This is a genomic window from Kitasatospora sp. NPDC015120, from assembly GCF_043080305.1.
Taxonomy (GTDB): domain Bacteria; phylum Actinomycetota; class Actinomycetes; order Streptomycetales; family Streptomycetaceae; genus Kitasatospora.
Genome location: NZ_JBIBVJ010000001.1, coordinates 1,014,024 through 1,027,974, shown reverse-complemented (window position 1 = coordinate 1,027,974; position 13,951 = coordinate 1,014,024). Strand labels below are relative to the sequence as shown.

Sequence of the window (13,951 nt, the reverse complement as noted above, 5' to 3'; positions counted from 1 at the left end):
CGGTGGCCTGGCCGCCCCCGTGTTCGCGGCGCTCAGCGCGCGATCACGGCAGCCGGGGGCCGGGAGCAGGGCCGGCGAGGACTGCCTGGCTGCCGACCAGTTCGCGGTAGGGGGCGCAGCGCGCGAGCAGGGTGGGGTGGTCGGCGGCGTCGACGACGGTGCCCCGGTCCATCATGATCACGTGGTCGGCGTGCTGGACGGTGGACAGGCGGTGGGCGACGACCACGACGGCGCTGCGGCGGGCCAGGCGGTCCACGATCTCGCGGAAGCGCAGTTCGTTGAGGCCGTCGAGCTGGCTGGTGGGCTCGTCCAGCAGGACGATGTCGGCGTCGGCGAGCAGGGCGCGGGCCAGGGCCATCCGCTGGCGCTGGCCGCCGGAGAGGTCGAACTCCCGGCCCAGGACGGTGTCCAGGCCGTGCGGGAGGCGTGCGACGTCCTCCGCCAGGCCGACGGTGGCCAGGGCCCGGGCCAGCTCCTGTTCGTCGGCGGCGCCGGCCCGGCCGAGCTGGAGGTTGTCGCGGGCGCTGGCCTCCAGCAGCGTGAACTCCTGGTCCACGTACGCCATCCGGGCGCGCAGCGCGCCCAGCGGCCAGGCGCCGAGGTCGTGACCGAGGACGCTGACCGATCCGGCGCCGGGCCGCACGAAGCGGCCGACCAGCGCGAGGGCGGTGCTCTTGCCGGCGCCGGACGGGCCGACCACGGCCGTCAGACCGGTGCGCGGGATGCTGAAGGAGGCGGCGCGCAGGGCGGCCCGCCGGGTGCCGCCGTGGGTGAAGGAGACGGTGCGGAAGACCACCGCCGGGGCGCCGGGGGCGGGGGTGGGCGCGGTCCGGCGGGCGTCGTCGGGGTCGGCCTCCGGGGGTACGGCGAGGAGTTCGTTGCAGCGGTCGCGGGCGGCCAGCCCCGCCTGGAGGCGGCCGAATCCGGTGGCGAGGGTGTTCACGGACGGAACGGTCTGGAGCAGGTAGAGCAGGAACGCGGCGAAGGACGCCACCCGCAGTTCGCCCGCCGCCAGCCGGGCTCCGCCGGTGAGGATGACCGCGATCATCGCGAACTGGTTGCCGAGGGTGAGCACGGCCGGGACCAGGGCGCTCAGCCGGGCGCCGGTCAGCGCGACGGCGCGCAGGTGCTCGGCGTCCGCGGCCAGGACGCGGTCGGCCAGCGGCTCGGCCCGGTAGGCCTTGATGGTGGTGAGGGCCTCCAGGTCGGCGGTGAAGCGCTGGGCGATGCGCCCCACCGCGTCCTGCTGCCCGGTGACGTTGGCCCGCATCCGGCGGGTGATCGCCAGGACCAGGGCGGTCAGCAGGGCGAGCGCGGCCACGGTGACCGCGGTGAGCACCCAGTCGATCCACACCATGACCCCGAGGGCCGCCAGCACGCTGAGCACGGCGAGCGGCAGTTGCATCGCCACCTCCACGACCTGGCCCAGCAGTTGGGCGTCGGAGGTGACGCGGGCGGCGAGTTCGCCGGTGCCCCGGGCCCGGACCACGGGCAGCGGCAGGCGCAGCGTGTGGGCCATCAGGGTGGTGCGCAGCCGGTAGGTCATCCCTTCGGCGACCCGCGCCAGGTGGAAGCCGGAGAGGGCCTGGGCCGCCGCGCCGGTGAGGGCGGCCGCGGCCATCATGAGCAGTCCGGGGGCGAGCGAGCGGTGCGCGGAGAAGTCGCCGACGATCCGGCGGACCAGCAGCGGGAGTGCGAGGGCGGCCGCGGTGGCCAGCACGGCGAAGGCCAGGGCGGCGGCGAGGCGGACCGGGCGGGCGGCGAGTTCGCGGCGCAGCCGGACCTGCGGCGGCGCGGACCCGGGGGCGGGCGGCGGCGCGGGGGCCGGCGGCGCGGGGGCGTCGGCCGGCTCGGCGGCGGGGGCGGGCGCGGGCCGGTCGGCCACGGGACACCTCTCTCCTGGGGCGGGTCCGTCGGGCCGCGGCGGTGGCCGCGGCGGCCGGGACCCGGCCGGATGGTCGGTGGACCGTCCGGCCGGGTCGACCGTCACGGGCCGCCCGGGCGGGCGGCCGGTCGGGTCAGAGGCAGAGCAGCGTGCTGACGGTGCTGGTGCCGCAGTTGAGGACGCTCAGCGAGCTGGTGTGGTCGAGGGTGTCGTCGATCGGGGCCGCCTCGGTCTCGGGCAGCTCCAGGGTCTGGAGGTCGAGGATCGCCATGGGATTCTCCTTCGGTGCGGTGGGATCACCCGGCCGGGCGGCCGGGAGTCGGTGGGGGCGCGGTGGGCGCGCCCGGGTGGTCACCGGGTCGGCGCGGGCGCCGTCGCGGTGAACGGGAGGAAGGGGGTGCCCGCCAGGGCCGTGCCCAGGGCCAGCAGCACTCCGGCCGAACCCGTCGCCAGGTCCGTCGACAGGCGCAGCAACTGGTCGCCGGGGAAGGCCAGCCGGCCGTGGTAGGGGACGTGGTGGAGGGCCAGCAGGGTGCGGTGGCGGTCGGTCAGGGGCGCCACCTCGGCCGGGTCGCCGGTCAGGGCGAGGTAGCCGATGAGTCCGGCCCGTCCGTTGAACAGGCCCGGCTGGATCACGAACTCCGGCTCCGCCGCCTTGCGGATCGGCGCCTGGCGGCCGGCCAGGACGCTGTCGGGCCGGTGGGCGAGCAGCGCGGCCAGGACGAGGCCGATGCCCGCGCTGCCGGTCTCGACGTAGGGCAGCACCCGGCGCCGGTCGACGACCTGGAGGGTGCCGTCCGCCACCGTGATGCAGCGGTCGAGGTCGAGTTCCAGCAGGGCTTCGGCCTGGTCCAGCAGGGCGTGGTCCCCGGTGTGCTCGTGGAGGCGGACCAGGGCGAGCGCGGCGCCCGAGGCCCCGGCCAGCAGCCCGGCGCGCCGGCCGGCGTCGGCGCGCCCGGTCTTCTCCCAGGCCGTGGCGGCGCTCCTGGCGGCGGCCAGTGCCTCCTCCAGCAGCCGTTCGTCCCCGGTGGCGCGGGCGAAGTGCAGGAGGGTGAGGGCGATCCCCGGGCCGCCGGAGGCCAGCGTCGGGGCGGGGTCCGGGTCGCCGTCGCCGGCGGCCGGGGCCTCGCCCAGGCGGCGCAGGAGTGCCGACGCCTGTTCGCGCTCGCCCAGCAGGTCCAGGACGTAGGCGACGCCGTGGCCGCCGTGGTAGAGCCCGGGCACCGGGGTGCGGTGGCGGGCGGCGGCGGCGAACCACCGCAGGTGCGCGGGGTCGACGGCGGCGCCGGTGGTGTGCAGGGCGTAGAGCACGCCGGCCGCGCCGTGCGCCAGGCCGAGCCCGCCCAGGGTGAACTGGGCGACGTCGCCGGGGAAGAGCCGGTCGGCGCGGTCGGGGGTGGCCGCCGCGGCGATGCCGGCGGCCAGCGAGTCCCGGATCGCCGGCCAGTCGGCGACCGGTGCCTCCAGCAGGGCGAGGGGCGCGGCGCGGCCGGCGGCCAGTTCGGGGCGGGGCGTGCGGCCGTCCTGCGGCGCGCGGGCGAGGTGGCGGCGGATGGCGTCGGTGTAGCCGGGCGGCACCGGGAAGCGCCGCTCGATCGCGTCGGCGAGCAGGCCGGTCCGGTCCGGGTCCAGCGCGGTGAGCTGGACCAGCGGGTAGAACAGCCAGAGCCGCAGCGCCGCCAGCGCGTAGCGGTCGATGTCCGGCCCGGTGACGCCGGGCGGCGCGGTGAACCCGGCCGCGCCCAGCGCCGGGCGCAGGAAGTCCTCGACGGTGCTGGCGAGTTCGAAGTCGATGAAGCACAGTCCGCCGTCCGGTGCGACGATCAGGTTCCGGGGGTGGAGGTCCCCGAAGACGACGCCGCGGGCGTGGATCTGCTCCAGGGTCCGTTCCACCTGGGCGACGACGGCCAGGGCGTCGCGGGTGTACCGGGCGACGGCGTCCTCGTCGGCGTCGGCGTCGGGGTGGATCAGCGGGTAGCGGGCCGTCAGCCACTCGCTCAGGGACTGCCCGGCCACGTACTCCTGGACGAGGAACTCGTGCTCCCAGGCCGTCAGCAGTCCGTGCTCGGCGGGGACCCCGGGGACTCCGGCCAGCCGGGCCAGGACGGCGTGCTCGTTGCGCAGCCGGGTCACCGCGTCCACGCCGCGCTGGTCCAGCCCCGCGAACGGACGGGCCTCCTTCAGCACCACCGGCGGTCCGTCCTGCCCCTCGCGGGCCAGGTAGACGCCGCCCGCGTTGGAGAAGTGCAGGACCCGCTCCACGGTGTACGGCAGCCCGGTGTCCCGCTGGAGCGCGCGCTCGGCGACCGCCCGGGCCAGGCAGGCCGGCACCGGCGCCCAGGCGGGGACGGCGAAGGCGGTGCCGCGCACGTCCGGGACGAGCCGGCCGTCGGGCCCGGCCAGGGCCAGGACCCGTTCGCCCACCTCGTTGCGGCAGTGGCGTTCGGCGAAGCCGCCGTACCGCAGGTAGAGCGGGCCGTCCTGCCAGCGCAGGTCGCTGAGGATGTAGGGGCCCTTGCGGCCCGCGAGCCGTGCGCCGAGGCCGTCGAGGCAGCGCTCCAGCTCGGCGTCGTCCACCGGGTAGAGCGTGCAGAACTTGCCGCTGGAGCCGCGCGGCGCGTACTTGGAGTTCTGCACCTGGAGGATCGGCAGGCCGCGCAGGAACTTGAAGGTGATGCGTTCGCGCAGGCAGTAGTCCCAGACGGTCTCCAGCACCTCCTCCGCGGTCTCGATGCACGAGGAGACGTGGATCTTCCAGCCCTGGTCCGGGATCCGCACGCCGACGGGGCGCACCACCGCCCACATCTCCAGGTCACCGTGCTCCCAGCCGTCGGGCAGCGGGCGGGTGACGGCGGAGAACTCCTCGTGCGCCCCCCAGCGGCGGGGCGAGTCGTAGAAGAGCGGATCGGCGTAGGCGTAGGCCTCGTACCGGTTGTCCAACGGAACCCTCCTCGTGGCGGGGGTCGGAGCGGGCGGGGGCGGCGTGGAGCGGCGAGCGTGGAGCGGCGAGCGTGGAGCGGCGAGCGTGGAGCGGCGAGCGGCAGGCGTGGCGCACGGATCGGCGGGCGTGGAGCGGCACGGCTCCGGCGGAACGGCGCCGGGCACGGCTGAGCAGGGGCGTACGGCTGAGCGGGGGGCCGGTGACCGAAGGCGGAGCCCGGAGGTGAGGTTCCGGTATGGCGATCGGGCCATCCGAATATTGGGTTCGCCGTCATGACTCCGCAACGGCGCGCATTCCGCCGCTGCGCCCGGACTCGCGCACCCCGTCCGCCCCTCGCGCCGCTCCGCAAGCGGGGCGCAGGGCCTCGCGCCACGCCTGGCCCCGGGCCGGTCGGAACGCCGATCTGGGCAGGTCAGGGGCGGCGCACGCCCGGCGCGCCGCCGGCCCGGGCCGTCCGGGGGAAACCGCCCACCCTGTCGAACAGTCCGAACAGCTGCTCGCTTTTTGATATTGCCGTTCTATTTCCGCAGTATTTCAGGGAAGCGGGAAATTTGTTTTCCCTTGACCGACCCGGGGCCTCATCGGAATGATTCGTTCGCACGGGTCCGACCCCTGGCGGCACATGCGCCCCACCGGGGTCAGGACCCGAGGTGCGCCAGGCCGGCCGTGCCGTGCAGGACCGCACCGGTGGTGCGGGCCGCCTCCAGGCTCCGGCCGAGGGTCTCCGCGCCCTGCTCGGCGTCGAGGTGCATGAGGTCCGGCGGCCACGTCCCCGGCGGCACGACGAGTACGACCACCGCGCCCCGGCCCTCGGCGGCCGCCACCCAGCCGGGCGAGGCACGGACCTCGGAGGCGGGCTCCCACAGCTGCCGCCCGCCCACCAGCACCAGCCGGCTGAGCACGGCGCCGCGCAGCCCGATCACCGCCGTGGTCGCGGGCGGCTCCCCCGCCGCCAGCACGAAGCCGCTGTCCACCGCGCTCTCGACGAACTCCCCGTACAGCCGCGGTCCGATCTCCACGATCAGCTCCGCGAACGGCGGCCCGGCCTCCGTCGCGCGCACCGCCAGGGCCCAGACCATCGGCGCCGTACCGCCGCCACCACCCGCTTCGTCCGCCATACCCCGTTCAACGAGCCGGCCGCCCGATCGGAGCGGTCCGGGGCGAACCGCCGGGGGCGGCCGGTGGACGCCGTGCCCGGGCACGGGTGCCGACGCGAAGCCGTCGGGCGAACGGCTGAACGGCCGTGGCGCCGGCACCCGTGCCCGGGCGAGCCTGGAGGAGTCGGACCGCGCGGTGCCCGGGCGGTCACCCGAGGAAGGAACGAGGAGCGATGAGCGAGACGATCGCGGGCGTGCGGATCCCGGACAGCGCCCTGGCCCGGGAGGCGACCGATCTGGTGCGGGAGGCCGCCTCCCCGCTGCTGTTCGACCACTCCCGGCGGGTCTTCCTGTTCGGGTCCCTGCGGGGCCTCGACCAGGGGCTGGACTTCGACCCGGAGCTGCTCTACGTCGGCGCGATGTTCCACGACCTCGGGCTCACCGGGCGCTTCGCCCGCACCGACCGGCGCTTCGAGATCGACGGCGCCGAGGAGGCCCGGCGCTTCCTGCACGCCCACGGCATCACGGGCGAGCCGGCCGACCGGGTGTGGACGGCGATCGCCCTGCACACCACCCCGGAGATCCCGCTGCACATGGCGCCGGAGATCGCGCTGGTCACCCGGGGCGTGGAACTGGACGTCCTGGGCGTCGGCTACCACGCCGTCACCGACGAGCAGCGCGCCGCCGTCACCGCCGCCCACCCCCGGCCGGACTTCAAGAACCGGATCCTCGCCGCGTTCACCGAGGGCATCAGGGACCGGCCCGCCACCACCTTCGGCAACGTCAAGGCCGACGTCCTGGTCCACTACGTGCCCGGCTTCGAGCGCGGCGACTTCGTCGAGGTCATCAAGGGCTCCCCCTGGCCGGAGTGACGGCCGGTCAGCCGCCCCGGCGGACCACGGGGTGCGCACGCGGCGGTCATCCTCCGTACACGTGACGCGCCTACAGTCCGCCGTCATGAATCGATCATGTTCACGCCGAGGCGGAGGCCGGACGCGGCTCCGGTCCGGCGCTCCCCGGCTCGCCCGGCCGGCCTGGGCGGCCTGGGCGGCGGCGCTCTGCACGGCCGTCGTCGTGGCCCTGGCCGGCCCGCCCGCCGGGCCGGCCCTCGCGAGCGGGGTCGGCGGCACCACCGACCAGGTGCTCTTCGTGGCCGGCACCGGCGGGTACGGGTGCTACCGCATCCCGGCCCTGATCCGCACCGCGGCCGGCACCCTGCTCGCCTTCGCCGAGGCCCGCAAGTCCCCGACCTGCGCCGACCGCCAGGACATCGACCTCGTGGTGCGCCGCTCCACCAACGACGGCCGTACCTGGGGCCCGATCGAGACGGTGCTCTCCGGCGGCCCCGAGGACCCCAGCCAGCCCTACACCCGGGGCAACGCGGCGCCCGTGGTGGACGCCACCACCGGCCGGATCCTCCTGCTCTCCACCTCCAACCCCGCGACGCCCACCGGCAAGCGGCTCCCCTGGGTCCAGCACAGCGACGACGACGGCCGCACCTGGTCCGCCGCCGAGCAGCTGACCTCGACCTTCTCCGGCGCCACCAACGGCTGGTTCGCCACCGGCCCCGGCCACGGCGTGCAGCTCACCCAGGGCGCCCACGCCGGGCGGCTGGTGGTCGGGGCGCACCAGGTCCCGTCCGCCGGGGTGGACTACGCGGGCGTGCTCTACAGCGACGACCACGGCGCCACCTGGCAGGCCTCCGCGACCCCCAACTCCTACGTGGCGGACCCGGCCGACCCCGGCCGGGCGCTGGTCAACCCCGGCGAGGTGTCCGTCACCGAACTGCGCGGCGGCGACGTCTACGCCATGGCGCGCAACCAGACCGGCGGCAGCGCCGACCACCGCACCCGCGCGGTCAGCACCGACGGCGGCACGACGGTGCCCGCCGCCACCGTGATCCCCTCGCTGGTCACCCCGGACGTCCAGGGCTCCGTACTCGCCCTGCGGCAGACCTGGCAGAACGCGTCCGGCGACACCCTGCTGTTCTCCGGCCCCGCCGACCCCGTCAGCCGCAAGAACATGACGGTGCGGTACTCCACCGACAACGGCACCACCTGGAAGACCCCCGCGAACGGCCTGATCACCGGCGACGCGTCGGGCTACTCCGACCTGGTCGAGACCGTCGGCGGCGAGGTCGGACTGCTCTACGAGACCGGCATCGGCTTCTCCGCGGACCAGATCCACTACCGCACCCTCACCCCGTCCGCCCTCGGGGTGCCCGGCGGCTTCCACGGCACCGGCTCCGGCCGGCAGCAGACCGCCGCGGCGGTCACCACCCCCGACGCGAGCTCCCAGCACGGCGACGCCTACCCGCGCGGCGGCGCCGCGCTCGGCGCCGGCCGCTTCTACCAGGGCCTGGTGCTGGACAACACCGGCACCGCCGCACAGTACGCGGAGCTGCCCTGGTCGCGCCCGACCGACCCCGGGGCGGGCGACTTCACCTACAGCCTCTGGTTCCGGTACCAGGCGACCGCCGCCACCGCCCAGCAGGTGCTGTTCTGGGGCTACGGCGTGGGCGCGGTCCCCCAGGTCTGGCTGCGCGCGCAGCCCGCACAGGACCGGCTCTACGGCTGGGTGCAGGGCTCCGACGCCGGGACCCCCGTCGCGCTGCCCGACCCGTCGGCGGCGACCGCCTTCGGTGACGGCGCCTGGCACCTGGTGACGCTCTCGCGCACCGGCGGCACCGTCGCCCTGGCCGTCGACGGCGGCACCCCGGCCACCGCGACCGGCGTCACCGGCGCCGTCACCGCGGGCGACCGGTCCGGCGGGCTGCGCCTGGGCGCCAAGCCGAACGCCGCCGCCGACGACCGCTTCACCGGCGGTCTGGACGAGTTCCGGCTGTACCGCACCGCGCTGACGCCCGCCCAGATCACCGCCCTGCGCGACACCAACGCCGCCGAACTCTCGCCCGCCGCCGACGCCGCGCTCGGCGTGCGGCTGCCCTTCCAGGTCCTGGACGGGGCGAGCGCGCCCACCCGTACGCCGATCGCGATCGAGGAGGACGTCTCCGGGCACTGCGCCGACGGCACCCTGCTCGGCAGCGGAAAGCCCTCCCTGGTGACCGGGCGGGTCGGCGCCGGCGGCCTCGCGGTCGGCGCCGCCCACCCCGGTGTCGAGGTGCCCTACACCCCGGCCCTCGACGTCGGCTCCGGCGACTTCACCTACACCCTCTGGTTCAGGTACCAGGCCGGCACCGGCGACCAGGCCCTGCTCTGGGCCTACGGCTCCACCTCCGGGCAGCGCTCGCTGTGGGTGCGGGCGCAGCCCTCGCAGGACCGGCTCCTCGCCTGGGTGCAGACCACCACCGGCACCGTCTCGGTGGCCCTGCCGGACGCCTCCGCGGCCACCGCCTTCGGCAACGACGCCTGGCACCTGATGGCGCTCACCCGGAGCGGCGGCACGGTGCGCCTCAGCGTCGACGGCGGCCCGGGCGCGTCCGTCGACGGCCTCACCGGCTCGCTGACGGCCGCCCCCGAGCAGGGCATCGAGGGCCTGCGGGCGGGCGCCAAGTCCACCGGCACCGACGTGCTGACCGGTGCGCTGGACGAGGTGCGGCTCTACCACCGGGCGCTGAGCGCGGCGGAGCTGGCCACCGTGGCCGGCTCGCCGTCCGGCAGCGGCGGCTCCTACCCGGCCGACCTGCCCGCGCTCTGGTGGAGCTTCGAGAACCAGTGGACCCAGCAGCACGACGTGGTGCGGCTGGACGACGGTCCCTCCACCCCGGACAGCTCGGTGCACTGCGTCAACGCCCGGGTGGACGGCGGTGCCGGGCTCACGGCGGCCGGCGCGTTCGGCGCGGCGCTCACCCTGGACGGCACCGACGACGACGTGCGGCTGCCCTACCGCTCCGCGACGGCACTGGGCGCCGGCGACTTCACGATCAGCACCGAGGTGCGCTTCCGGGCCGAGCCGGCCGACCCGGACCAGGTGCTGTTGTGGGCGTACGGGGCGGGCTCCGCCGAGCGGCAGATCTGGTTGCGGATCCAGCCCTCGCAGGACCGGCTCCACGCGGCCTTCGAGACGGACACCGCGACCACCACGGTGACGGCGGCGGACCCCTCGGCGACCACCGCGTTCGGCGACGGCGCCTGGCACCAGCTGGCGCTGCGCCGCTCCGGCGGCACGCTGCAGCTGCTGGTGGACGGCGTGGTGGTGGGCTCGGCGGCCGTCCCGGCGGGCTCGGTGACGCTCACCGACGCCTTCGCGGTGAGCGGGTTCGAGCTCGGCGCCAAGCCCGACGGCACCAACCGCTTCACCGGCGCGCTGGACGAGTTCCGGATCCACCGCCGGGCGCTGACCGACCAGGAGCTGCTGTCGGTGCACACCACCAACGCCGACCTGGGGACGGTGACCGCCGTCCGGCTCGGCTTCGACTCGCTCAGCCCGGACGGCTTCGCCAAGAGCTGACCGGAAGGGGCGGGGGTGCCCCGCGACGCCGCGCGCGTCGCGGGGCACCCGCGCGACGGGGCTCCCGCGCGGCGCGGCACTCGCGGGAGGCGGCACTCACGCGGGGCGGCACTTCCCGCCCCGGGCCGGCCGGGGTCAGACTGGGGACCGGGGGCGATCAGGAGGGTGCCATGACCGTGACCAGGATCGCCCTGGTGACCAGCGAGGCCGGCGCCGGGCTCGACGAGGACCTGCCGCCCCTCGTGGCGGCGCTGGCCGCGTGCGGGCTGGCGGCGGAGCCGGTGGTGTGGGGCGTCGGCCGGACGGCCTGGGACCGGTTCGATCTGGCGGTGGTCCGCTCGACCTGGGACTACGTGGAGCGGCTCGACGAGTTCCTGGACTGGGCCGACGGCACGGCGCGCGTCACCCGGCTGTGGAACCCGGCGCCGCTGATCCGCTGGAACAGCGACAAGCACTACCTCCGGGAGCTGGCCCGGCACGGGGTGGCCGTCGCACCGACCCGGTTCCTCGAACCCGGGTCCGCGTTCGACCCGGCGGAGCTGGACGGCCCGGACGGCGTCGTGGTCAAGCCGACCGTCTCGGCAGCCGCGCTGGACACCGCCCGCTACGAGGCCGGCCGCTCCGGGGAGGCCGCCCGGCACGCCCGGGCCCTGCTGGAGCGGGGCCGCGGCGTGATGGTCCAGCCGTACCTGCCCCGGATCGCGGAGGGGGAACGCGCGCTGGTGCTGCTCGGCGGTGCCTTCAGCCACGCCGTCCGCAAGGGGCCGGTGCTGACGGAGCCCGGGCTCGTCGACGACGACCGCTTCCCGCATCCGGACGTCGTCCCCCACCGGCCGACCGGTGCCGAGATCCGCACCGCGCTGGCGGCCGTGGCGGCGGTGCCCGGCCCGCGGCCCCCGCTGTTCGCCCGGGTGGACCTGGTGCTGGACGACCGGGGGGAGCCGCTGGTCCTGGAGCTGGAACTGGTCGAGCCGAACCTCTTCCTCGACACCGACCCGCGCAGCCCCGCGCGCTTCGCCGAGGCGGTGGCGGCGCTGGCACGCTCCTGAACCGGGCCGCGCGGGGCCCGCTCAGCGGCCCCGGTCCGGCGGCTGGCCGCCCGTCCAGTCCAGCAGCCGTCCGAGCGGCCAGGTCGTCACCAGCCGGTCCGGGCCCAGGCCGGCCTTGGCGGCCCGCGCGTAGCCGGTGGACTGCCAGCGCAGCTGCTCCGGGGCGTGGGCGTCGGTGTCCACCGCGAACAGGCAGCCCGCCTCCACCGCCTGCGCCAGCAGGTCGTCCGGCGGGTCCCGCCGCTCGGGCCGGCAGTTGATCTCCACCGCCGTCCCGGACCCGGCGCAGGCCGCGAAGACCTCCCGTGCGTCGAAGCGGGACTGCGGGCGGCCGCGGCCGGTGACGATCCGGCCGGTGCAGTGCCCGAGCACGTCGACGTGCGGATTGCGCACGGCCGCCACCAGCCGGGCCGTCATCGGACCGGGCTCGGAGCGCAGCTTGGAGTGCACCGAGGCCACCACCACGTCGAGCCGGGCGAGCAGGTCCTCCTCCTGGTCGAGCGAGCCGTCCTCCAGGATGTCGCACTCGATGCCGGTCAGCAGCCGCAGGCCGGCGCCGCGGCGGGCGTTGACGGCGGCCACCGCGGCCAGCTGCAGCCGCAGCCGGTCGGGGCTGAGGCCGTGGGCGACGGTGAGCCGCGGTGAGTGGTCGGTGAGGACCGCCCAGCGGTGGCCCAGCGCGGCGGCCGCCTCGGCCATCACCTCGATCGGGCTGCCGCCGTCGGACCAGTCGGAATGCAGGTGGCAGTCCCCGCGGCCGGCCGCCACCAGGCCCCAGCCGGCCCGGGCCCGCGGGCCGGCCTCCTCCTCCAGCCGGGCGAGGTAGGCGGGCACCGCGCCCGCCGAGGCCTGGGCGATCACCTCGGCGGTGACCGGGCCGATCCCGCGCAGCGCCCGGGCGCGGGCCGCGTCCACCGGTCCGGCCGGCAGCGCGCGGACGGCGTCGGCCGCCGTGTGGAAGGCCCGCACCCGGTAGGGCGAGGCGTCGCGCCACTCCAGGAGGAAGGCGATCCGCCGGAGCGCTTCGACCGGATCCATGCCTCCAGTGTTCGCCGGGTCCCGGGCCGGCGCACGGGGCGCGGGCGGCGGGGCGGGGGCGGAGGCGGCCGGACGGCGGCCGGGAATGCGGGGGCGGGGGCTCGCGTTGGGCAGAAGTGAAAACGACTTCCATCTCCGATCGGGAGGCACCCCATGGCCCGCAGCGAACTGCGCCCGGTGATCAAGCTCCGCTCCACCGCCGGCACCGGCTACACCTACGTCACCCGCAAGAACCGCCGCACCGACGCGGACCGGATGGTGCTGCGCAAGTACGACCCGGTCCTCGGCCGGCACACCGACTTCCGCGAGGAGCGCTGACCCCGGCCGCACGGGACCGGGGCCGCACCGCGGACGGGCGGTGCGGCCCCGGGGCCCTGGCGGTGCGGCCGCGCCGCGGGCCATGATGACCCCCGTGGCGCGACCGGGGGAGCTCATCGACTGCGGGGACTTCGTGCTGCGCCGCTGGCGCGAGCGGGAGGACTTCGAGGCGGCACTGGCGCTGATCGAGGAGTCGCTGGAGCACCTGCGGCCCTGGGAGACGTGGGTCGCCGGGCACGACGCGGAGCGCACCCGGGGGTTCCTCGCGCGCTCGGCGGTGCGGTGGGACGAGGGGGAGGTCTTCACCTACGCCCTCGCCGCCGGGGACGGGCGGCTGCTCGGGATGTGCCAGGCCTACCGGGGCGCCGGGCCCCGGGGGTGGCGGCTGGGGTACTGGCTGCACCCGGCCGCCACCGGCCGGGGGTTCGCGACCCGCGCGGCCGCGGCGCTGGCCGCCGAGATGTTCACGCTGCCGGGCGTGGAGTTCGTGGAGATCTCGCACGACCTGGCCAACACCGCGAGCGCCGCCGTGCCGCGCCGGCTGGGCTTCACGGAGCTCGGCCGCGGGCCGGCCGCACCGCCGGTGGCCCCGGCGGGCAGCGGGACCGAAGTGGTCTGGCGGCTGGACCGGCCCCCGTCGGGGCCGGGGGCCGGGTGAGCGCTCACACGTGCGGGACGGTCGCGCCGCCGCTCCCCCGGGCTGCGCCGAGCGGGGCGAGGATGGCGGTCGCCGCCGCCAGCGACTCGGCGAGCAGGGCGGCGGTGCGGCTCGCCTCGTAGAGCTGCTCGCGGGCGTCCCGGGCGGTGCGGGCGGCTTCGAACGCCCCGTCCCCGGCGGCGCCGGGGGCGATCCGGCCGGCCGCCTGCTCGCTGCTGAGGAACGCCTCGACGTGGTCCAGCAGTTCGGGCAGGCGCGCGGTGAGCCCGGCCAGGGCGCCGACGGTCTCGGCCGCCTCGGTGGTGTGCAGCAGGGCGGGCCGGCCGCCCTGCGGGGCGCTGCCGGCGGCGCGCAGGAGTTCGGCGGCCTCGGCGGCGAGGTGTGCGACGGAGAGGTTCGGGGGGACGGGCCGGCTCATCGGGTTCCTCCTCGGCGGTGGCGACGGTGCGGGCGGACGCCCGACGGCCCGCCGGGAGGGGATTCCCGACGGGCCGTCAGCACCGGCCCGTGGCACGTCTGCCCGCACCGGCGCGCGCCATGCCACCCGGTTTCCGG

11 protein-coding genes are annotated in these 13,951 nt (G+C 76.6%); 5 read left to right on the top strand and 6 right to left on the bottom strand.

The features are described from left to right. Nucleotides 1-43: 43 nt before the first annotated feature. From ACF1AK_RS04735 to ACF1AK_RS04720, 4 genes are all read right to left on the bottom strand, one after another. Nucleotides 44-1,885: an ABC transporter ATP-binding protein gene (locus ACF1AK_RS04735; RefSeq protein ID WP_391497294.1), complete on the bottom strand. Its 1,842-nt coding sequence runs from the start codon at nt 1,883-1,885 to the stop codon at nt 44-46. A 133-nt stretch (nt 1,886-2,018) separates the two neighbouring features. Beyond that, the gene (locus tag ACF1AK_RS04730; protein WP_391497293.1) at nt 2,019-2,156 is read right to left on the bottom strand and encodes a SapB/AmfS family lanthipeptide; all 138 of its coding nucleotides are present in this window, start codon (nt 2,154-2,156) and stop codon (nt 2,019-2,021) included. Nucleotides 2,157-2,236: 80 nt separating this feature from the next. Further along, nucleotides 2,237-4,825: a class III lanthionine synthetase LanKC gene (lanKC, locus tag ACF1AK_RS04725; protein WP_391497292.1), complete on the bottom strand. Its 2,589-nt coding sequence runs from the start codon at nt 4,823-4,825 to the stop codon at nt 2,237-2,239. A 639-nt stretch (nt 4,826-5,464) separates the two neighbouring features. Beyond that, nucleotides 5,465-5,944 (bottom strand): hypothetical protein, encoded by a 480-nt coding sequence (locus ACF1AK_RS04720; protein WP_391497291.1) that lies wholly within the window; start codon nt 5,942-5,944, stop codon nt 5,465-5,467. A 212-nt stretch (nt 5,945-6,156) separates the two neighbouring features. On the opposite strand from ACF1AK_RS04720, the gene ACF1AK_RS04715 reads away from it, so the two are divergent. From ACF1AK_RS04715 to ACF1AK_RS04705, 3 genes are all read left to right on the top strand, one after another. Continuing rightward, nucleotides 6,157-6,795, top strand: coding sequence for an HD domain-containing protein (locus ACF1AK_RS04715; protein WP_391497290.1), 639 nt, complete (start codon nt 6,157-6,159; stop codon nt 6,793-6,795). Nucleotides 6,796-6,997: 202 nt separating this feature from the next. Then, entirely contained in the window at nt 6,998-10,333 is a 3,336-nt protein-coding gene (locus ACF1AK_RS04710) for a LamG-like jellyroll fold domain-containing protein (protein WP_391497289.1), read from the top strand. A gap of 170 nt (nt 10,334-10,503) precedes the next feature. Next, complete coding sequence (locus ACF1AK_RS04705) at nt 10,504-11,382, top strand: RimK family alpha-L-glutamate ligase (RefSeq protein ID WP_391497288.1); 879 nt, start codon at nt 10,504-10,506, stop codon at nt 11,380-11,382. A 21-nt stretch (nt 11,383-11,403) separates the two neighbouring features. Here the strand turns inward: ACF1AK_RS04705 and ACF1AK_RS04700 are convergent, their stop codons facing one another. Then, complete coding sequence (locus ACF1AK_RS04700; protein ID WP_391497287.1) at nt 11,404-12,420, bottom strand: PHP domain-containing protein; 1,017 nt, start codon at nt 12,418-12,420, stop codon at nt 11,404-11,406. Nucleotides 12,421-12,573: 153 nt separating this feature from the next. On the opposite strand from ACF1AK_RS04700, the gene rpmG reads away from it, so the two are divergent. Together rpmG and ACF1AK_RS04690 are read left to right on the top strand one after the other, a co-directional pair. Continuing rightward, a complete protein-coding gene (gene rpmG, locus ACF1AK_RS04695; RefSeq protein ID WP_391497286.1) occupies nt 12,574-12,738 on the top strand; it encodes a 50S ribosomal protein L33 in 165 nt (54 codons plus the stop codon). An 85-nt stretch (nt 12,739-12,823) separates the two neighbouring features. Further along, nucleotides 12,824-13,396: a GNAT family N-acetyltransferase gene (locus ACF1AK_RS04690; protein ID WP_391497358.1), complete on the top strand. Its 573-nt coding sequence runs from the start codon at nt 12,824-12,826 to the stop codon at nt 13,394-13,396. A gap of 4 nt (nt 13,397-13,400) precedes the next feature. Here the strand turns inward: ACF1AK_RS04690 and ACF1AK_RS04685 are convergent, their stop codons facing one another. Further along, entirely contained in the window at nt 13,401-13,814 is a 414-nt protein-coding gene (locus ACF1AK_RS04685; protein ID WP_391497285.1) for a hypothetical protein, read from the bottom strand. Nucleotides 13,815-13,951: the final 137 nt, after the last annotated feature.